General features: G+C 67.3%; 14 protein-coding genes and 1 tRNA gene. 9 read left to right on the top strand and 6 right to left on the bottom strand.

From position 1 onward, the window contains the following. Positions 1–43: 43 nt before the first annotated feature. Positions 44–280, top strand: coding sequence for a hypothetical protein (locus ACFE65_RS00245; RefSeq protein WP_375380317.1), 237 nt, complete (start codon positions 44–46; stop codon positions 278–280). Positions 281–488: 208 nt separating this feature from the next. Here the strand turns inward: ACFE65_RS00245 and ACFE65_RS00250 are convergent, their stop codons facing one another. Further along, a complete protein-coding gene (locus tag ACFE65_RS00250) occupies positions 489–1,817 on the bottom strand; it encodes a UDP-glucose dehydrogenase family protein (protein WP_375380318.1) in 1,329 nt (442 codons plus the stop codon). Positions 1,818–2,015: 198 nt separating this feature from the next. On the opposite strand from ACFE65_RS00250, the gene ACFE65_RS00255 reads away from it, so the two are divergent. Together ACFE65_RS00255 and ACFE65_RS00260 are read left to right on the top strand one after the other, a co-directional pair. Next, on the top strand, positions 2,016–3,386 hold the full coding sequence (locus ACFE65_RS00255) for a class II 3-deoxy-7-phosphoheptulonate synthase (RefSeq protein ID WP_375380319.1): 1,371 nt from the start codon (positions 2,016–2,018) through the stop codon (positions 3,384–3,386). Between the two features lie 73 nt (positions 3,387–3,459). After that, a tRNA-Glu gene (locus tag ACFE65_RS00260) sits at positions 3,460–3,534 on the top strand. Positions 3,535–3,553: 19 nt separating this feature from the next. Here the strand turns inward: ACFE65_RS00260 and ACFE65_RS00265 are convergent. Together ACFE65_RS00265 and ACFE65_RS00270 are read right to left on the bottom strand one after the other, a co-directional pair. After that, positions 3,554–4,615, bottom strand: coding sequence for an SDR family oxidoreductase (locus tag ACFE65_RS00265; protein WP_375380320.1), 1,062 nt, complete (start codon positions 4,613–4,615; stop codon positions 3,554–3,556). 95 nt (positions 4,616–4,710) lie between these two features. Continuing rightward, the gene (locus tag ACFE65_RS00270; RefSeq protein ID WP_375380321.1) at positions 4,711–5,595 is read right to left on the bottom strand and encodes an SMP-30/gluconolactonase/LRE family protein; all 885 of its coding nucleotides are present in this window, start codon (positions 5,593–5,595) and stop codon (positions 4,711–4,713) included. Between the two features lie 263 nt (positions 5,596–5,858). Between ACFE65_RS00270 and ACFE65_RS00275 the strand changes: the two genes are divergently transcribed. Both ACFE65_RS00275 and ACFE65_RS00280 read left to right on the top strand, forming a co-directional pair. Beyond that, a complete protein-coding gene (locus ACFE65_RS00275; RefSeq protein ID WP_375380322.1) occupies positions 5,859–9,005 on the top strand; it encodes a TonB-dependent receptor plug domain-containing protein in 3,147 nt (1,048 codons plus the stop codon). Between the two features lie 131 nt (positions 9,006–9,136). Beyond that, positions 9,137–9,808: a spermidine synthase gene (locus tag ACFE65_RS00280; protein ID WP_375380323.1), complete on the top strand. Its 672-nt coding sequence runs from the start codon at positions 9,137–9,139 to the stop codon at positions 9,806–9,808. Between the two features lie 131 nt (positions 9,809–9,939). Here ACFE65_RS00280 and putA read toward each other — a convergent pair whose 3' ends face one another. Then, complete coding sequence (gene putA / locus ACFE65_RS00285; RefSeq protein ID WP_375380324.1) at positions 9,940–13,011, bottom strand: bifunctional proline dehydrogenase/L-glutamate gamma-semialdehyde dehydrogenase PutA; 3,072 nt, start codon at positions 13,009–13,011, stop codon at positions 9,940–9,942. Positions 13,012–13,132: 121 nt separating this feature from the next. Here putA and ACFE65_RS00290 point away from each other — a divergent pair, with 121 nt between their 5' ends. The 3 genes from ACFE65_RS00290 (at position 13,133) to ACFE65_RS00300 (ending at position 15,674) form a co-directional block, all read left to right on the top strand. Further along, complete coding sequence (locus ACFE65_RS00290) at positions 13,133–13,567, top strand: MaoC family dehydratase (RefSeq protein WP_375380528.1); 435 nt, start codon at positions 13,133–13,135, stop codon at positions 13,565–13,567. A 44-nt stretch (positions 13,568–13,611) separates the two neighbouring features. Then, a complete protein-coding gene (locus tag ACFE65_RS00295; protein WP_375380325.1) occupies positions 13,612–14,790 on the top strand; it encodes an acetyl-CoA C-acyltransferase in 1,179 nt (392 codons plus the stop codon). Between the two features lie 407 nt (positions 14,791–15,197). Beyond that, positions 15,198–15,674 (top strand): pyridoxamine 5'-phosphate oxidase family protein, encoded by a 477-nt coding sequence (locus tag ACFE65_RS00300; protein WP_375380326.1) that lies wholly within the window; start codon positions 15,198–15,200, stop codon positions 15,672–15,674. 79 nt (positions 15,675–15,753) lie between these two features. Here ACFE65_RS00300 and ACFE65_RS00305 read toward each other — a convergent pair whose 3' ends face one another. Further along, complete coding sequence (locus tag ACFE65_RS00305; RefSeq protein ID WP_375380327.1) at positions 15,754–16,998, bottom strand: polyhydroxyalkanoate depolymerase; 1,245 nt, start codon at positions 16,996–16,998, stop codon at positions 15,754–15,756. 139 nt (positions 16,999–17,137) lie between these two features. Here ACFE65_RS00305 and ACFE65_RS00310 point away from each other — a divergent pair, with 139 nt between their 5' ends. Next, entirely contained in the window at positions 17,138–18,928 is a 1,791-nt protein-coding gene (locus tag ACFE65_RS00310; protein WP_375380328.1) for an ABC transporter transmembrane domain-containing protein, read from the top strand. Between the two features lie 319 nt (positions 18,929–19,247). Here ACFE65_RS00310 and ACFE65_RS00315 read toward each other — a convergent pair whose 3' ends face one another. After that, positions 19,248–19,517: a hypothetical protein gene (locus ACFE65_RS00315; protein WP_375380329.1), complete on the bottom strand. Its 270-nt coding sequence runs from the start codon at positions 19,515–19,517 to the stop codon at positions 19,248–19,250. Positions 19,518–19,697 lie beyond the last annotated feature (180 nt).

The following is a 19,697-nucleotide window of genomic DNA, read 5'->3' on the forward strand; positions in this document are numbered from 1 at the left end:
CACAACGGATACCGAAGCAGTTTCGGGAAACAGGAGTACGACCATGCGTCTGACTAAGTATTTCGCGGCCGCGGCCGCTCTCTCGCTCGCAGCTGCTCCGGCGCTCGCCGACACGGCGAACCCCGCCGCGTCGCTGTCGCTGGCGCCTACGGCTCGCGCCCACTCGCATGCCAAGCATGGCAGCGATCTGTTCGGCGGTGGTCTGGTCATCGCAGTCGTTGCGGCGGCCGCAGTGGTCGTCGGCGTGGTCGTGGTTGCGAACAACTCGTCCAGCAACTGATTTATCATCCCGATCGGGATGGAAAAGGGGGCTCTCGGGCCCCCTTTTTTATTGGTCTGGCGTGATCACCCGCCACATGTGGGCCTAGGATCGCGATGCGGCAAAGGTTGGCGCGACTGCGACTCGGAGCCCGTCACGGCGACGGCGCAGGTGGTCGATCCGCGCGGAAGACCGACGACATGCAGGATAGGATCGCAAGGCTTCCCGATCAGCGACCAATCGCAACGTAGGTGAAGCCGGCGGACTCGACGTCGGCGCGATGATAGATGTTGCGCAGGTCCACAAGGACCGGCCGGGCCATCGCCTTGGCGAGTCGGTCGAGATCTAGCGCGCGGAACACGTCCCACTCGGTCACGATCGCGACGGCGTCCGCGCCCGCCGCGGCTTCGTAGGCGTCCGCGCAGCAAACAAGGCCGGGCAGCAAGGCTTCCGCCGCTGCCATCCCTTCCGGATCGTACGCGCGGACGTGGACGCCGGCATCCGTCAACGCCATCGCGATCGCGAGACTCGGTGCGTCGCGCATGTCGTCGGTGTTGGGCTTGAACGTCAGGCCCAGCAGCGCGACCGTCTTGCCGCGCGAGTCACCCCCATCTTCGCCGTGGCCCAGCGCTTTGAGCACCTTTCGGCCCATCGCCCGCTTGCGATTGTCGTTCACCTGCACGACCGCCTCGACGATCCGGACGGGGCTCTCGAAATCCTCCGCCGTCTTGAGCAGCGCGAGCGTGTCCTTGGGGAAGCACGACCCGCCATAGCCGGGCCCGGCGTGGAGGAACTTGCGGCCGATGCGGTTGTCCAGCCCGATGCCGCGCGCGACGTCCTTCACGTCCGCGCCCACCGCCTCGCACAGATCCGCGACCTCGTTGATGAAGGTGATCTTGGTCGCGAGGAACGCGTTGGCGGCGTATTTGGTCAGCTCGGCGGTGCGCCGGCCGGTAAACAGGATCGGCGACTCGTTCAGGTACAAGGGCCGGTAGATCTCGCGCATCACCTCGCGCGCGCGCTCGCCGTCGCTCGACTCCTCGCTTCCGATCACGATCCGGTCGGGCCGCTTGAAGTCCGCGATCGCCGCGCCTTCGCGCAGGAACTCGGGGTTGGACACGACCGAGAAGGCGATGTCCCCGCGCGTCTCGCGCAGCAGCGTCTCCACCCGATCGCCGGTGCCCACCGGCACGGTCGATTTGGTGACGACCACCAGCGGCCGCGTCGCCGCCTCGGCGATCTCCCGCGTGGCAGCGAAGACATAGGACAGGTCGGCATGCCCATCCCCGCGCCGCGACGGCGTGCCCACGGCGATGAAGACCGCATCCGCCTGCGCCACGCCCTCGGCGAGGTTCGTCGTGAACGTCAGCCGCCCCGCCGCGACGTTGGACGCGACCAGTTGCGCAAGGCCCGGCTCGAAGATCGGCATGCGGCCGGCGCGCAGCGACTCGATCTTGCCCTCGTCCTTGTCGACGCACGTCACCTGGTGGCCGAAGTCGGAGAAGCAAGCGCCCGAGACGAGGCCGACATAGCCCGAGCCGATCATCGTGATGCGCATGCCACACTCCATCGCCCGAACGGCGGCGACCCGTCGATAGGCGCGAACCCTTAGCAAAGCGTCTCGCGAATGCCACCGGTGCGGCGCAGGCATCCGGAACCGGCCGCTATCCTGATGACGGCCCTAGGACCCCGCCGATTGCGCCACTGTCCGATTGGGCGCATGGCATTGATCCACACAGACCGCCGGACGTACGCCATGGCCGCCCTTTGGGCCCCCGACAGCTGGACCCGCCACGAGGCGCGCCAGCTTCCCCACTATCCCGATCAGAACGCGCTCGCCGCCGCCTGTCGTCAGGTGTCGAGCTATCCGCCGCTGGTGTTCGCGGGCGAGGCGCGACATCTGACGTCCGATCTCGCGCGGGTTGCGGCCGGTGACGCGTTCCTGCTCCAGGGTGGCGATTGCGCGGAGAGCTTCGCCGAGTTCCATCCCAACAACATCCGCGACACGTTCCGCGTCATCCTGCAGATGGCGGTGGTCCTGACCTATGCGTCCAAGCTGCCGGTGGTGAAGCTCGGGCGCATGGCGGGCCAGTTCGCCAAGCCGCGCTCCGCTGACACCGAGACGGTCGATGGGATCGATCTGCCCTCCTATCGCGGCGACAACGTCAACGACATCGCGTTCACGCCCGCGGGCCGCGCGCCCGATCCCGCGCGGATGATCCAGGGCTATGCCCAGTCGGCGGCGACGCTCAACCTGCTGCGCGCCTTCGCGAGCGGCGGCTATGCCAATCTGCACCAGGTGCATCGCTGGACGCTCGATTACATGGGCCGCAGCCCCTGGGCGCGCAAATATGCCGAGACCGCCGACCGGATCGGCGAGGCGCTCGACTTCATGGCCGCCTGCGGCATCGATCCGGAAACCGCGCCGCAACTGTCGCAGACGCGCTTCTACACCAGCCACGAGGCGCTGCTGCTGCCGTTCGAGCAGGCGATGGCGCGGCAGGACTCGCTGACCGGCGACTGGTACGATACCAGCGCGCATTTCCTCTGGATCGGCGACCGCACGCGCTTCGAGGGCTCGGCGCATGTCGAGTTCCTGCGCGGCATCGGCAATCCCATCGGCGTGAAGTGCGGGCCGGGGCTGGAGCCGGACCTGCTGCTGCGGCTGCTCGACACGCTCAACCCCGCGCGCGAGCCGGGACGCGTCACGCTCATCACCCGCTATGGTGCCGACCGGATCGAGGCGGCGCTGCCGCGGCTGGTGCGCGCGGTGACGCGGGCGGGCCATCCGGTGGTGTGGAGCTGCGATCCAATGCACGGCAACGTCGTCAAGGCGTCGACCGGCTACAAGACGCGGCCGTTCGAGCGCATCCTAGCGGAGGTGCGCGGCTTCTTCGCCGTCCATCGCGCGGAGGGGACACATGCCGGCGGCATCCACGCGGAGATGACCGGCCAAAACGTGACCGAGTGCACAGGCGGCGCGGTGGACGTGACCGAGCAGAGCCTCGCGGATCGTTACCATACCCATTGCGACCCGCGGCTCAACGCCGGCCAAAGCCTGGAACTCGCGTTCCTGCTCGCCGAGATGCTGAACGCCGAGATGGCGGAGCGGCGCAAGGCGGCGTAATGTGCGATGTCAGCTGGGCGGCGGCCGCTTGACGCTCGCGGCGGCACCGGGTAGTTGCCCGCCCTCTATCGATGGCCCCTTCGTCTAGCGGTTAGGACGACGCCCTCTCACGGCGTAAGCACGAGTTCGATTCTCGTAGGGGTCACCAGCCTTCGTCATTGTTTCGGTCACGGGATCAGCCTGTCCGCGCGTAGCTGAGCGAACAAAGCCATGAAGGCGTCGTCGGTCGGCTGATAGGCGATGAAGCCGAGGCGCCGGCTCTTCGACATGTCCGTCACGACCTCGATCGGCCGCCCGAGATCGGCATCCGTGTGCCAGGGCGAGGCAAGCCGCGCGAGATCGGGCTCGATCAGCCCTTCGCGTTCGGCGATCCGGCGCCACAACTTGGCGTCGCCCGCCATCTGCTCCGCGAGCGGCCGCACGGTGCCGTCGAACGCGACGGGCTCGATGCCGAACCATCCGGCGATGCGGCCCCACATCCAGCTCCAGCGGAAGACGTCGCCGTCGACGACGTTGAACGCCTGGTCCGCGGCCGCCGGGGTATCCGCCGCCCACAAAAGGTGGCGCGCAAGCTGGCGGGCATCCGTCATGTCGGTCAGCCCGTTCCACTGCGCGGCCGAGCCGGGAAAGGCGAACGGCCGGCCCGTCTCGCGGCAGAGCGTGGCATAGACGGCGAGCGTCGTGCCCATGTTCATCGCGTTGCCGACGGCCTTGCCGATCACGGTATGTGGCCGGTGGACGCTCCAGGTGAAGCCATCCCGCACCGCGGCCGCAAACAGCTCGTCCTCCTGCGCGTAATAGAAGTTCTCGACCGGCAGCCGCCCCTGTTCCTCGCGGAACGGCGTCTGAGGCAGCGTGCCTCGGCCGTAGGATTCGAACGGCCCAAGGTAATGTTTCAGACCGGTGACGAGGGCCACGTGGCGAGGGCTGGTCGGCTTGGGCAGGCCATCCAGCAGGTTGCGCACCATGGCCCCGTTCACACGGATGTTCTCCGCCTCGCTATCCTGCCGCAGCCACGTCATGACGAACACCGCATCGGGATGGATGCCTCTCAGCGCCGCGCGCGTGGCGGCCGCATCCTGCAGGTCCGCCACGACCGGTGTGACACCCGGCTGATCGATCGGGCGCCGGGCGAGGCCGTGGACAACCCAGCCCTCCTCGTCCAGCAACGCCGCCGTCGCGCCGCCGACGATCCCGCTCGCCCCAACCACCAGTGCCGTGCGTGCCATCATCGTCGTCCCGGGTTCCGACGGCGCGTCCGATCACGCCGGTCTTGCCCAACCAGACGCATGCCGAAGCGTCCCGGGCCCCGGGAGATCAGCGATCAGGCCGCAGGTGGGACGGCCGCCACCGGCCATGCGGTCTGGCCGCCGACGCCCGCGTCGAAGGCAAGGAGGTCCCCCGCCAACGGCTGGCGGGCGAGCTCCGCGTCGCTCAGATTGCGAGCGGCGGAGGTGACATAGGCGGTGCGGCCGTCCGGGCCGCCGATCGCGACCTTGGTCGGATTGGCGACGGGCATGCGTATCTCGGCGACCAGCCGGCCGTCGGGCGCGTAGCGACGCACGCACCAGCCGCCATAGAAGGCGACCCATAGGTGATCCTCGGCATCGACGATCGGCCCGTCGGGATGGCCGTCGCTTGCGACATCGACCGTCACGAACATGCGGCTGGCGGTGATCGCGCCACCGCCATCGAGATTGCACGCGTAGACGATGCCGCGGAGCGTGTCGCAATGGTAGAGCACGTCACCCGCCGGGTTCACTGCCGGGCCGTTGGTGATCGTGATCCCGTCCGCCACCGGCACGACCCCGCGTGCGTCGACGCGATAGACGCGGCCGGTGGTCGCGCGCTCCGCCTCGTCCATCGAGCCGATCCACAATCGCCCCGCGGGATCGACGCACGAATCGTTGAGCCGGTTGCCCGGCCGGTCCGGCTCCACCGCCAGCAGCAGGTCGAAGCGGCCCGACGCGGGGTCGAAGCGGTGCAGCCCCGTCTTCAGCCCGGCGAGCATCGTGCCGTCGGCCGCAGGCTGCACCCAGCCGATCTGGTCGGGCGCGGGCCACGTCCGAAGCGCTCCCGTGCCGGGCTCGAACCGATGGACCCTATGCTGCTTGATGTCGACGAACCACAGCGCGCCGTCGAGCCACAACGGCCCTTCGCCGAGCAGCGCCCCGACGCGGCAGGCCTGCCGTATCTCGATCGCTGCCATGTCCGTCTCCTGTCGCTGGGATGCCGGGATACCTCCTATCGTCCGCCACGCCATCAGGGATCGATCGAAGATGCTTCAGCCGAGCGGCGTCACCGTCAAACGACTAACGGCGCCGTCATGCGAGCGTTACGAATGCATAATAAGTTGTTGCAATAATGTTACAAAACTTCCGAATAGACGCCGGGTAGGTAAGCTGTGCTGTACAAGCCTTCGGCACAGGATCAGGGGCGCGACATCGCCATTACAAGCAGGGAATTAGGGTCATGCACATCCAGCGGTTTGCCGGCGCGACTGCCCTCAGCACGGTATCGCGGCTTGGATCCAGCATCGTCGTGCCGATGCTGCTGCTGGCCGGCGCCACGCCGGCGATGGCGCAGGTGAGCAGCGCGGCGCCCGCCAGCGCGTCGGACACGACGGGTCCGCAGACCAACCAGCGGACCCCCATCAGCGGCGAGACGGCCGATCCGGTGCCGCAGGCCCAGCCCGCCGCGGTCGACACCACGACCGGGAACAACGATGTCATCGTCACCGGCACGCTGTTCCGCAATGCCTCGGGCGCCACGGCGTCGCCGGTCACCGTCCTGTCGTCGGCGGACCTCGCCAATCGCGGCATCAACACGGTGGCGGACGCGATCCAGTCGCTGGCGGCCAATAATGGCGGCACGCTCAACAGCAACTGGTCGCAGTTCGGCTTCCCCAAGGGTGCCAGCGCGCCATCACTGCGCGGCCTGACCGACGGGCGTACGCTGACGGTGTTCGACGGCCTGCGCTCCGCTCCCTACCCGCTGGCCGATGACGGCTACCGCAACTTCGTCGATATCAACACCATCCCGGACTCGATCGTCGACCGGATCGAAGTGCTCCAGGACGGCGCCTCGTCGACCTATGGCGCCGACGCGGTCGCGGGCGTGGTCAACGTCATCATCAAGAAGGAAATCACCGGTTTCCATGCCAATGCGTCGGGCGCCATCTCCGAGCGCGGCGACTATGGCGAGCGGCGCGCGGACGCGACGTACGGGTACGGAAAGCTCGCGGAGCAGGGCTTCAACTTCTACGTCAATGGCGAGTATCAGCAGAACGATCCGCTGTACCTGAATGCCCGCGGCTTCCCGTACGGCACGTCCGACCAAAGCAGCATCTGCGGCACCAGCGTCATAGACGGCAGCCGCACCTGCGCCAACAACGGCGTCGCCAACGGCATCCAGGCCGACGGCACCTACGGCGGCTTCGCGACAACGGGTGTCAATTTCGTGCGACCGTATAACGCGGCCGGCACGGCGGCAGTCCCTGGGTCGGCATATCAAAACCTGAACCCGTCGCTCGGGTGTCAAAACCTGCCGTCGGTGAACCTAAACGCAGCGCAGCTCGCCTCGACCGCTACAGCAGCTAACCTAAACAGGCCGAGCGCACCCGCGACAGTCTGTCAGCAGGATAATGTTAATCAATATTATGAGTATAGCGGTTACCTCCAGCGTATCGGTGGCAATGCGCATCTGACCGTGAACCTGGGCAGCCACGCTCAGGCATACGCGATGTTCAACTTCTATCAGACGCGCACGATCAACCCGCTGACGCCCGAGTCCTTCGCGGGCCAGACGGCGGCGGGCGGCACGCAGGTGACGCTCAGCCCGCTGCTGCTGCCGGTCTATGTCTGCCCGCGCGGCACGACGGCCGCCTGCACCGGCGCCAACGGCACGCTCAACCCGCAGAACCCGTTCGCGGCGCTGGGTGAGACCGCGCGTATTTTGGGTACTTACGATCTGCCGACCGAGGACGACACGCTGACGCAGACGTTCCGCTACACCGCGGGCGTCAATGGCTCCTTCGGTGCTAACGACAGCTGGCACTACACCGTCGACGCGACGCACTCGAACGCCTTCCTGCGGTACGAGAGCAACAACTATATCTTTGCGCAGCATCTTCTCGACGTGATCGCCGACGGTTCGTATAATTTCGTCAACCCGTCACTCAATTCACAAGCCGAACGCAACTATCTCGCACCGGTTCAAGTGAACAACTCCGTCTCGGGCCTCAGCCTCGTCCAGGCATCGCTGGCGCATTCGTTCTTCACGCTTCCGGGCGGCGACCTGCAGGTCGCGGTCGGCGGCGCGTTCCGTCACGAATCGATTACCAACCCCAGCGCCAATGCGCCGAACGAGGCGGACCCCTATGACCGTTACTACGGCATCAATGCCGTCGGCGTGCAGGGCAAGCGCAACGTCGAATCCGGTTACTTCGAGGTCGACGCGCCGATCATCACCCAGCTCGATCTGAAGGCATCGGGTCGCTACGATCATTACTCGACGGGCCAGAGCAACTTCTCGCCCAAGTTCGAGGCGCAGATCAAGCCGATCAGCCAGATCAAGCTGCGGGGCACCTACTCGAAGGGCTTCGCGATCCCGAGTTTCAACGAGGCGTTCGGACTCCCGACCACGGGATATGTGAACAGCCAGATCACAAACTCGACACCGGGCGGCGCGGCCTTCCTCGCGGCGCATGGCAACGACGCTTATTCCAAGCAGTCGTACAGCTATGGCCTGACCTCGATCGGCAACCCGTCGGTGCGGCCGGAGAAGTCCGACCAGTACACGCTGGGTATCGTGTTGGAGCCGACCCGCTTCATCACGGCGACGGTCGATTACTATCATATCAAAATCAAGGACCTGATCACCACCCCGGACTGCTCGGGAGCGATCACGCAATATTACGCCAACAACGGCGTCACCAATACGCCGGGTTGCACGACGACGGCAGGGCTTCCGGACACCGCCTTCCCGGGCTCCCTGCCGCTGCTCGGCAACGTCACCAGCGTCTACACCAACGCCAACTCGCTCAACACGCATGGCATGGACTTCAGCATCAATGCGCGTACGCCGCTGTTCGCCGGCGTACGGCTGACGAGCAATCTGAGCGCCACCTATCTCATGTACCTTGCCGAGAATCTGAGCACCGGCGTCCAGCGCTATGACGGTACGCTCAGCCCCTGCAACATCACCTCCTGCTCGGGCAGTCCCAAGTGGCGCGGCAACTGGCAGAACACGCTGGACTTCAACAACAAGGCGACGTTGTCGGTGACGGTCAACTACACGAGCGGCTATGAGCTTGAGTCGACCGATTTCGGCGGCATTCGCTACGATTGCGCCGACAGCCTCGGCGTCTCGGTCATCACCTATGCGGACTCAACGACCCCGATCAGCTGCAAGACGAAGCACTTCATCGACGTCGACATGACCGCCAGCGTCAAGGTGCAGGAGAAGTTCACGCTGTACCTGAACGTCCTCAACATCCTCGACGTCAAGGCGCCGTACGATCCCAGCGCCGGGTACAGCCTGTACCAGTTCAACCCGGCCTGGGCCGGCCAGGGCTTCATCGGCCGTTACTTCCGCATGGGCGCACGGGTCGACTTCTAAAGGCCGGTCTTTCGATACAGCCTAGTCAGGGCGTTCGCTTCCAAGGGAGCGGGCGCCCTTTCGTTTGGCATGGTCTGCGGCGCCCCCGCACGGTACGCGGGGGGCATGATCCCCTCCCCCGCCCCACCTGCATGACGCCGCGCGAATTGATCGGCCTCGCCGAGGTGCCGGGCGGCGAGCCGCTGCGGCTGTTCCGGCGCGGCGATGATTTCATGATCGTGCTCGACCGCAACGAGCTGATGAGCAGCCGGATGAGCGGATCGGAGGAGGCGCTGGCGACGCTCGCCTGCGAGCGCCTGACCGCCCCCGCGCCGCGCGTGCTGATCGGCGGCTATGGCATGGGCTTCACGCTGCGCGCCGTGCTGGCGGCGGTCGGCGCGGAGGCGCGGGTGGTCATCGCGGAGCTGGTGCCGGGCATCGTCGACTGGGCACGCGGGCCGATGGCGGCGATGACGGCCGGCTGCCTCGACGATCCGCGCGTCGAGTTGCGGATCGAGGATGTCGGCGCGTCGATCGCGTCAGCCGCGGGCAGGTACGACGCGATCCTGCTCGACGTCGACAACGGCCCCGACGGGCTGACGCGAGCGGCGAACAACAGCCTCTACTCGGCGCGCGGGCTCGCCGGCGCCCGCGCGGCGCTGGCACCGGGCGGCGTGCTCGCGATCTGGTCCGCCGGCCAGGACGCCGCCTTCGCGCGGCGGCTCGCGCAGGCGGGGTTCGCGGTCGACGAACGCAAGGTCCGCGCGCGCCAGAACGGCAAGGGACCGGTGCATTTGATCTGGCTGGCGAGCAGTCCGGACTAAGTTTACCCTGTTCGTCATCCCGGCGAACGCTGGGATCTCGTAGTTGGAACGGCCACGCGCCGCCACGAAGAGACCCCAGCGTGCGCTGGGGTGACGAGGTTCGCGGACATCACGGTGGCCGATTCAGCACCCTAAATCCCGCCCTCGTCCAGGCTCAGCAGCGTCGCGTTGCCGCCGGCGCTGGTCGTGTCCACCGACATCGCGCGCTCGACGCAGAAGCGCGGCAGGTAATGCGGCCCGCCCGCCTTCGGCCCGGTGCCCGACAGCCCCTCGCCCCCGAACGGCTGGCTGCCCACCACCGCGCCGATCATCGAGCGGTTGACGTACAGATTGCCCACCCGCGCGTCCGCCTCCACCAGCTCGGCGGCGCGCGCGATGCGGCTGTGGAGGCCCATCGTCAGGCCGAAGCCCTTGGCGTTCACCCGCGCGATCGTCTCGGCGAGCTGCCCCGCCGGCCAAGTCGCGACGTGGAGGACCGGGCCGAACCACTCGGCGGTCAGCTCCTCGATCCGGTCGAGCCGCACCAGCGTCGGCGGCACGAACAGGCCGCCCCCGGCCTCGGCATCGGGCACCGGCACAGTCTTGACCGTCCGATCGCGCACCCGCTCGCGATAGGCCATCAGCCGGTCGTACGCCGCCCGATCGATCACCGGGCCGATGTCGGTCGCGGGATCGGCGGGGTCGCCAAGCACCAGTTCGTCCATCGCGCCCGCCAGCATGTGGAGCAGCCCGTCCGCCACCTCCTCCTGCACCAGCAGCAGCCGCAGCGCCGAACAGCGCTGGCCTGCCGAGCGGTAAGCGCTCGTCACCACGTCCGCGACCACCTGTTCGGGCAGCGCGGTGGAATCGACGATCATCGCGTTGATCCCGCCCGTCTCGGCGATCAGCGGGACGAGCGGGCACGTGTCGTCCTCCAGCAGGCTGCGCGCGATGCGGCGGGCGGTGGGCGTCGAACCGGTGAAGGCGACGCCCGCGATCCGTGCATCGCCCGTCAGCGCCGCACCCACGTCCGGACCGCCCGTTACCAGCACCAGCGCGTCGGCCGGCACGCGAGCCTCGTGCGCCAGCGCGACCGCCGCGGCGGCGATGCGCGGCGTCTGCGGTGCGGGCTTGGCGACCACCGTATTGCCCGTCACCAATGCGGCGACCGTCTGCCCGAGGAAGATCGCCAACGGGAAGTTCCACGGCGCGATCGTCGCCCAGACGCCGCGACCTTCCAGCCGCAGGACATTGCGCTCGCCGGTCGGGCCGGGCAGCTCGACCGGGTTCAGCGCCCGGCGCGCCTGCTGGGCGTAATAGCGGCAGAAGTCCGCCGCCTCGCGCACTTCGCCGAGCGCGTCCGGGATGGTCTTGAACGCCTCCTGCACGCAGATCGCCATGAGGTGCTCGCGATCGCGCTCCAGCAGGTCGGCGAGACGGTCGAGACAGGCGGCGCGCTGATCGACCGGGGTGCGGGACCAAGCGGAAAAGGCGGCGTGGGCGCGGGTGATGGCCGGGCTTACATCCTCCGCCCCATCATTCTTATCCGTCGCCCCGGCCTTGAGCCGCGGTCCCGCTTCTTCCTCGTGCGCTCCCGGAAAGCGGGACCCCGGGTCGAGCCCGGGGTGACGGGAAGAGGACACCGCGCTCGCCACCCCCGCCAGCACCTCGCGATCCGCCAGGTCCAACCCCGCCGAGTTGCGATGCCCATCACCCGCCTTGAACAGATCCACCGGCAACGGGATGCTCGGATGCCGCGCCCCGCCCACGCCTGCGATCTTCGCGACCGGGTCGGCGAGGATTTCCGCCTCGGACAATCGCTCGTCGGCGAGCTGGTGGACGAACGAGGAGTTCGCTCCGTTCTCCAGCAGCCGCCGGACCAGATAGGCGAGCAGGTCGCGGTGCCCGCCCACCGGCGCATAGACGCGCGTGTGGTAGCCGTGCTCGCGGACCAGCCGCTCGTACAGACCGTCGCCCATGCCGTGCAGCCGCTGGAACTCGAAATCGCGTCGGTTCCCCGCCCATTCGGCGATGGTGGCGACGGTCAGCGCATTGTGGCTGGCGAACGCCGGCCGAATGTTCGCCGCATCCAGCATGTCGCGCGCGACCGCCAGATAGCTCACGTCCGTCGCCGCCTTGCGCGTGAATAGCGGATAATCCGGTATGCCCTCGACCTGCGTGCGCTTGATCTCGCTGTCCCAATAGGCGCCCTTGACCAGCCGGACGTTCCACCGCTGCGCGCACTCGCCCGCCAGCGCGTCGGCCCAGGCGATCACCGGCCGTGCGCGCTTCGAGTACGCCTGCACCGCCATGCCGAACCCGTCCCAGCCGCGAAAACGAGGCTGGCGCGCCACGGCCTCTATGATGTCGAGGCTCATCTCCAGCCGCTCCGACTCCTCGGCGTCGACGGTCAGGTGGATACCCGCATCCTGCGCCATGATGGCGAGCTCGAGCAGGATCGCGGTCAGCTCGGGCACGCAACGGTCGTATTGCCCGACCTCGTAGCGCGGGTGGAGCGCCGACAGCTTGATCGACACCGAATGCCCCTCGTGCGCCATCGCACCGATCTGGCGGATCGCACCGCGATAGGCGTCCAAATACCGCGCGGCATCCTCGCTCGTCCGTGCCGCCTCGCCCAGCATGTCGAAGCTGGCGGTGAAGCCCTTGTGCTCGGTGCGGCGCATCCGGGCCATCGCCTCGTCGACGGTACGGCCCATCACGAAGATCTCGCCCATCGTCTTCATCGCCGCCCCGACCGCCTGGCGCACGAACGGCTCGCCCGCGCGGCCGATCAGACGCCGCAGCGTACCGCCCCCGTCCCCCACCAGCGCGCGGCCCACCACCAGGCCCCAGGTGGCCGAGTTGACCAGCAGCGACGACGATCGCCCGGCATGCGCGCGCCAATCCGCCTCGCCCAGCTTGTCGGCGATCAGCAGGTCCGCCGTCTCCGGATCGGGAACGCGCAGGAACGCCTCGGCGAGGCTGAGCAGCGCCACGCCCTCCGACGAGTTGAGGCGGTACTCCTGCAGGAATCGGTTCACCCACCCCTTGTTCTGCGCCGCGCGCAGGTCCGCGAGCAGGCCGAGCGCCGTCCCCATCGTCCGCTCGCGCGAGTCGGGCGTCGTCGCGGCGCGGGCCAGCAGCGGTCTTAGAACATCGGGTTCGGCGGCGCGGTGCAGCCGGCGCATGTCGGCACGGGCAGCGGAGACGTGGGCAGTGGCCATGTTAGAGGTTCCGGTTCGGTTTGACTTGCGATCGACGAGCGGGCGCGGCTAGAGGACGCGCGACGCATGGTGCGCCAATGCGCGAGGGAGTGGAACGGTGCCGGAGCTAACGCCTGCCGAGATGAAGACCCGCATCGGCACCGAGAGCGTGAGCGACTGGGTCGAGGTCAGCCAGGCGATGATCGACCAGTTCGCGCAGGCGACGGGCGACCACCAGTTCATCCATGTCGACCCGGTCCGCGCGGCGCAGACGCCGTTCGGCGGCACCGTCGCGCACGGGTTCCTGACGCTTTCGCTGATGCCCCTACTGTCCGCCAAGGTGCCGGACGCGCCGCGGCTGGCGGGCGCGCGCATGGGCGTCAACTATGGCGGCAACCAGGTGCGCTTCGTCACCCCGGTCCGCTCGGGTTCCCGCGTACGCGGCCGCTTCGTGCTCGCCGCCTTCGAGGAGAAGCGGCCAGGCCAGTATCAGCAGACCACCAGCTTCACCGTCGAGATCGAGGGGCAGGCCAAGCCCGCACTGGTCGCCGAGTGGATCGGCCAGGTCTTCACCTGAAACCCGGCACCTCGATCTTCCCTTACCTTTCAGGAGCATCTCCCATGCGATCCGCCGTCATCGTCTCCACCGCCCGCACCCCGATCGGCCGCGCCTATCGCGGTGCGTTCAACAACCTGCCCTCGCCCACGCTGGCGAGCCATGCGATCAGGGCCGCCGTCGAGCGTGCCGGGATCGACGGCGCGGACGTGGACGACGTCGTGTTTGGCGCCGCGCTCCAGCAGGGGCATCAGGCCGGCAACATCGCGCGCAACGCAGCTCTGCGCGCCGGCCTGCCGACTACCGTCGCGGGCATGTCGCTCGACCGGCAGTGCGCGTCCGGCCTGATGGCGATCGCGACCGCGGCCAAGCAGATCACCGAGGATCGCATGGACGTGACCATCGGCGGCGGCGTCGAGAGCATCAGCCTTGTCCAGACCCCGCAGATGCGCGTCGCGCCCGATTCCGAGCTGCTGGCGCTGCATGCGGACATCTACATGCCGATGCTGCAGACCGCCGAGGTGGTCGGCAAGCGTTACGGCATCGGGCGGGATCGGTGCGACGAATACGGCCTGCGCTCGCAGCGGCTGACCGCCGAGGCGCAGGCGGCCGGGCGCTTCGACGCCGAGATCGTGCCGGTGACGGCGACGATGGCGATCGTGAACAAGGAGACCAAGGAGGTTTCCCACACGCAAGTCACTCTGTCGAAGGACGAGGGCAACCGCGCTGACACGACGCTGGAGGGCCTGCAGAAGCTGCAGCCGGTGATGGGACCGGACGCGATCGTGACGGCGGGCAACGCGTCGCAGCTGTCGGACGGCGCGTCGGCGTCGGTGCTGATGGAGGAGAAACTGGCGGAGAAGCGCGGCCTCAACCCGCTCGGCCGCTACATCGGCATGGCGGTGGCAGGCACGAAGCCCGACGAGATGGGCATCGGGCCCGTCTTCGCGATCCCCAAGCTGCTGGAGCGGTTCGGGCTGAAGATGCACGACATCGGCCTTTGGGAATTGAACGAGGCGTTCGCGGTGCAGGTGCTGTATTGCCAGGACAAGCTCGGCATCCCCGAGGAGCGGCTGAACGTCAGCGGCGGCGCGATCGCGATCGGCCATCCCTATGGCATGAGCGGCGCGCGCATGACCGGCCATGCGCTGATCGAGGGCAAGCGTCGCGGCGCGAAGCATGTCGTCGTCACGATGTGCATCGGCGGCGGCATGGGCGCGGCCGGGCTGTTCGAGGTGCTGTGAGTTGAACGATAACGGGCGATAAGCTATGTAATCGCGCGGCGACGTCATAGGCGCCTCTCTGCGAGCCCCGGTCGTGTCAGCGGCCGGGGCTCAATCGTTTGGGGTCCGAGTGTCAGCCCGGACCCCGCCCGTGTACCTATCCTTTGCGAGCTACCTCGATCACCTTCACGACCAAGGTCGCGAACGCGATAACGACGCTCAGGAACAGGCACAGATCGGCAAATGTCATAGACTTACCTTTCTGCGTCGGCAGCACCATCGCTGCCACCCTTGTTGTGCGCTGCCCGTCCTAACTGCACAACACCTCGGGAATGGAGGCAACGGCGCATGTCTGCGGCCAACGAAAGCGCTCGCAACCAACCTCCCCGGCGGTCGTTCTCCAGCCGAACCGATCACAGGAGACGATCATGGCCGACAAGGATACGCCGCAGGAAGTGGCCGCCAAGTTCCTCGAGAAGCTGAAGTCCAGCCCCTTCGTCATGATCGGGCTGATGGATGGCAACCATTCGGAGCCGATGAACGTCAAGACCGACGACGATCAGCCCAACACGCTGTTCGTCTTCTCCGCCCCGGGCAATCGCATCGCAAAGGGTGGCGAGGCGATGGCGCAGTTCGTCGGCAAGGGGCACGACTTCTTCGCCTGCCTCGCCGGCACGATCAGCGAGGAGACCGATCGCGCGACGTTCGACAAATTGTGGGACAACCGGGTCGAGTCGTGGTTTCCCAACGGCAAGACCGACGCGCGCCTCAACCGTTTCGACATACGCTCCGCCGAGCTCTGGGAGACCGATGTGTCGCTGTCCGGGCGGCTCAAGATGCTGTTGGGCGGCACGATCAAGCCGCAGGAATCGAGCAGCCACGCGGTGGTCAACTCGGTCGCCTGATCCAGGCTTCCAACGGAAAAGAGCCTCGCCGGACGACCGGCGGGGCTCTTTTAGTTTGCAGACATTGTCGCCTCAAGGCTCAGCCAACGTTGGCGGCAATCCAACCCTCGACCACCGGCGCAATCCGATCGCGCCATTTCGATCCGTTGAAGATGCCGTAATGGCCCACGCCCTCGGCGAGGTGATACAGCTTCTTCTCTTCCGGTAGCGCCGTCGCCAGCGTCAGCGCCGCCTTCGTCTGGCCCAGGCCGGAGATATCATCCCGCTCACCCTCGATTGCCAGCAGGCCGATGTCGGTGATCGCCGCCGGATCGACCGGCCGGCCGCGATGCGTCATCTCGCCGCGTGGCAGCGCGTGGCTCTGGAACACGACGTCGATCGTTTGAAGGTAGAACTCCGCCGTCATGTCGCAGACTGAGCGATACTCGTCGTAAAAGGCCTGCGTCGCGCCCGCGCCCTCGCCATCGCCAGCCACCAGATGCTTGAACATACCATAATGGCTGTCGAGATGGTTGCCGAGGTTCATCGTCATGAACCCTGCAAGCTGCAGGAACCCAGGATAGACGCGCCGACCCGCCCCCGGATAGCTCGCCGGCACCGTCGCGATCACGTTCTGCTCGAACCACGAATGCGGGCGTTTGGTGGCGAGCGTGTTGACCGCGGTCGGTGCCTCGCGCGTATCAACCGGGCCGCCCATCATCGTCAGCGTGCGCGGGCGGTTGGGATGCGCGTCCGCGCTCATCAGCGCGGCGGCGGCGTAGCAGGGCACCGACGGCTGGCATACCGCCAGGACATGCGGACGGGGCTCGCCGTCCTGTCCGCCATCTTGGCCGATCGTCTCGCAGAAGCGGATCAGGTAATCGACATAGTCGTCGAGGTCGAACGACCCTTCCGTCAGCGGTACGCATCGCGCGTCGCGCCAGTCGGTGACGTAGACGTCCGCGCTCTGGATCATCCGCTCGACGGTGCCGCGCAGCAGCGTGGCGAAATGGCCGGACATCGGCGCGACGATCAGGAGCTTGGGGCCACCCTCGATCCCCTCGCGGCGGAACCGCTTGAGCTGCCCGAACGGCAGCCGCAGCACGACCTCCTCGTGGACCGCGACGTCCCGTCCGTCGATCGCGACATGGTCGATCCCGAACGCGGGCTTGCCGCGCGGCGCGGCGGCGTGGGCGAACACCTCCAGCGCGGAGCTCATCACGGGCCCGCCGCCGAAATAGCCGAACGGGTTCAAGGGGTTGCGCAGCAGCCCCGCGCTCCAGCTGGCCATCGCGCCGGCACTGGCGAGCATCGAGCGCTGATATTCATGGGCATCGTAAAGCATGGCACCGTCCATGGACGAAATAGATTGACCGGTTCGTAAAGCAAATCGGCCGGCAGGCAATGCTGCATCGCAGCAACGGCATGCCGCGCGGACGAGCCCGCTGTTGAGCGCAGCAACCGCCGCTGCTACCGGGACCCGCATGCCAGAGCCCGCCCCCGTCGTCGCCCCCACCCGCCGGCTCGGCAGCCTGAAGATGATCTGGCGCTTCGCCGCACACTATCCGGGGCAGATCGCGGCGTCGCTGCTCGCGCTGCTCGTCACGTCGGGAACGACGCTGTTCATCCCGTGGCGCTTCAAGTCGGTGATCGACAAGGGCTTTGGCAACGGCGCCGACATGGCGCATATCGACCGCGTCTTCTACGGGCTGTTCGGCCTCGTCATCCTGCTGGCGGTCGCGACGGCCGTGCGTTTCTATTGCGTGTCGTGGCTCGGCGAGCGGACGGTCGCGGACATCCGCGCGGCGGTGCAGGCGAACCTGCTGCGCCTGTCGCCCGGCTGGTTCGAGGAGAACCGCCCGTCCGAGATCGCCAGCCGCCTGACCTCCGACACCGCGCAGATCGAGACGGCGGTGGGTAGCACGATCTCGATCGCGCTCCGCAACACGTTGACCGGCATCGGCGGCATCATCTCGCTGTTCGTGCTCGCGCCCAAGATCGCCGGATCGCTGATCGTCGCGATCCCGATCGTGATCCTGCCGATCGCGCTGCTCGGCCGCCGTGTGCGCGGCTATTCGCGCACCAGCCAGGACCGGATCGCCGACATCGGCGCGATGGTCGTCGAGGTGCTCGGCGCGATGAAGATCGTCCAGGCGTTCGGTCAGGAACAGCGCGAGGCGCGGCGCTTCGCCGACGCGGTGGATCGCGGGTTCGCGGCGGCCAAGCAGCGGATCCTGATCCGCGCGCTGATGACCGCGCTCGTCATCATGCTGCTGTTCGGCGCGGTGACGCTATTGTTGTGGAGCACGATCTCGGACGTCGCGGCCGGGCGCCTGTCGGGCGGGTCGCTGACCGCGTTCATCTTCACCGCCGGGCTCGTCACCGGCGCGTTCGGGGCGCTGACCGAGGTCTATGGCGACCTGCTACGCGCCGCGGGCGCCGCCGAGCGGCTGCACGAGTTGCTGGTGGAGGCGCCCGGTATCGCCGCGCCTGTCCATCCGGTCGCGCTGCCGCAGGCCGCACCCGGCCATCCGCTTGGCGCGGTCGCGTTCGAGCATGTCGCGTTCCGTTACCCGACCCGGCCCGACATGCCGGCGCTGCACGACTTCAGCCTCTCGATCGCGCCCGGCGAGACGGTGGCGATCGTCGGGCCTTCGGGCGCGGGCAAGTCGACGCTGTTCCAGCTCATCCAGCGCTTCTACGACCCGCAGGCAGGCACCATACGGCTCGACGGCGTCGCCCTGCCGCAGGCCGATCCGGCGGCGATCCGCGGCCGCATCGCGATGGTGCCGCAGGATACGGTGATCTTCGCCGCCTCCGCGCGCGACAACCTGCGCTACGGCCGCTGGGACGCGGACGACGCAGAGGTCTGGGCGGCGGCGGAGGCGGCGAACGCGGCCGAGTTCCTGCGCCAGTTACCGCAAGGCCTCGACACTTATCTCGGCGAAGCGGGCGCGCGCCTGTCGGGCGGGCAGCGCCAGCGGGTCGCGATCGCTCGCGCGCTGCTCCGCGACGCGCCGGTGCTGCTGCTCGACGAGGCGACGAGCGCGCTCGACGCTGGGTCCGAGCAACTGGTGCAACAGGCGCTGGAACGGCTGATGGCGCACCGCACCACGCTGGTGATCGCCCACCGCCTGGCGACGGTGCGCGCGGCGGGGCGGATCGTGGTGATGGACGAGGGCCGGATCGTCGAACAGGGCACCCACGCCGCGCTGATCGCGGAAGGCGGGCTGTATGCGCGACTGGCGGCGCTGCAGTTCAGCGAGGCGGCGTAGCGGGCACCCATGGCTCCGCGCACCGCCCGGCGCAAAAGTAGGTAACAGTAGGTAACACCAAAACGCACTTTCGCGGCGACGCCAGCGGGCTCGGCGCGAGAAGCGTTGGGAAGCAGCGATGGGAAAAAGCAGCGCTCAGGTTTGCATGGACTTTCCAACATCGCAAGCGGGTAAGGCAGCGTCGGGCATTGGTGGTGAACAGTCCGTCTGCTTTCGTAGCGGCGATCAAGCACCGGTCCGATCACCTTATGGTTATGACGATCACAAACGGGATCGCCATCACTTTCGGCCGCTTAGCTATATTGCATAGCCGCGCTCGTCACGACGGACGACCGACAATCGTTGCAACGACCGCCAAAGCCAGTAGCATGGAGCATCCTCCGATCGCGCGAAGAGGCATAGAGCTTATTAAGTAAGGCTTGTCCGACCTTGAAATATAAAGCGTGACGACCATTGCTGCGAAGATGAGCGACTTGGTTGCCTCGCGGTCGTAAGACGACGGAAATACAGCTCCCGCGATCAAATGCACAAAGGAAAACAGCGCCAGCGCGGCATAGAACATGAAGTAAGTGCGCCTAGTCAGCGTCATCGATCAACCTCCGTTCCGGACGTAGCAGAAGGCAATTTCTGATCAAGGTGGGTAGATGAACCACGAATGTCAGGTGAATCGGCGGATGCCTAAGCGACTGCGTTTGGGCGGTTGCTGCCGTTATCGAAAGATCAGGAAGGCAACGAGTGCGATTGGCAGCACAACTGCTATAACCGCCAG

Source organism: uncultured Sphingomonas sp. (assembly GCF_964237335.1).
In the GTDB taxonomy this organism is placed as follows: domain Bacteria; phylum Pseudomonadota; class Alphaproteobacteria; order Sphingomonadales; family Sphingomonadaceae; genus Sphingomonas.

What these genes read in the sequence shown, in the direction of transcription:
- ACFE65_RS00245 (WP_375380317.1), top strand. Translation starts at nt 44, where the DNA reads ATGCGTCTGACTAAGTATTTCGCGGCCGCGGCCGCTCTCTCGCTCGCA.
- ACFE65_RS00250 (WP_375380318.1), bottom strand. Translation starts at nt 1,817, where the DNA reads ATGCGCATCACGATGATCGGCTCGGGCTATGTCGGCCTCGTCTCGGGC.
- ACFE65_RS00255 (WP_375380319.1), top strand. Translation starts at nt 2,016, where the DNA reads ATGGCCGCCCTTTGGGCCCCCGACAGCTGGACCCGCCACGAGGCGCGC.
- ACFE65_RS00265 (WP_375380320.1), bottom strand. Translation starts at nt 4,615, where the DNA reads ATGGCACGCACGGCACTGGTGGTTGGGGCGAGCGGGATCGTCGGCGGC.
- ACFE65_RS00270 (WP_375380321.1), bottom strand. Translation starts at nt 5,595, where the DNA reads ATGGCAGCGATCGAGATACGGCAGGCCTGCCGCGTCGGGGCGCTGCTC.
- ACFE65_RS00275 (WP_375380322.1), top strand. Translation starts at nt 5,859, where the DNA reads ATGCACATCCAGCGGTTTGCCGGCGCGACTGCCCTCAGCACGGTATCG.
- ACFE65_RS00280 (WP_375380323.1), top strand. Translation starts at nt 9,137, where the DNA reads ATGACGCCGCGCGAATTGATCGGCCTCGCCGAGGTGCCGGGCGGCGAG.
- putA (WP_375380324.1), bottom strand. Translation starts at nt 13,011, where the DNA reads ATGGCCACTGCCCACGTCTCCGCTGCCCGTGCCGACATGCGCCGGCTG.
- ACFE65_RS00290 (WP_375380528.1), top strand. Translation starts at nt 13,133, where the DNA reads ATGAAGACCCGCATCGGCACCGAGAGCGTGAGCGACTGGGTCGAGGTC.
- ACFE65_RS00295 (WP_375380325.1), top strand. Translation starts at nt 13,612, where the DNA reads ATGCGATCCGCCGTCATCGTCTCCACCGCCCGCACCCCGATCGGCCGC.
- ACFE65_RS00300 (WP_375380326.1), top strand. Translation starts at nt 15,198, where the DNA reads ATGGCCGACAAGGATACGCCGCAGGAAGTGGCCGCCAAGTTCCTCGAG.
- ACFE65_RS00305 (WP_375380327.1), bottom strand. Translation starts at nt 16,998, where the DNA reads ATGCTTTACGATGCCCATGAATATCAGCGCTCGATGCTCGCCAGTGCC.
- ACFE65_RS00310 (WP_375380328.1), top strand. Translation starts at nt 17,138, where the DNA reads ATGCCAGAGCCCGCCCCCGTCGTCGCCCCCACCCGCCGGCTCGGCAGC.
- ACFE65_RS00315 (WP_375380329.1), bottom strand. Translation starts at nt 19,517, where the DNA reads ATGACGCTGACTAGGCGCACTTACTTCATGTTCTATGCCGCGCTGGCG.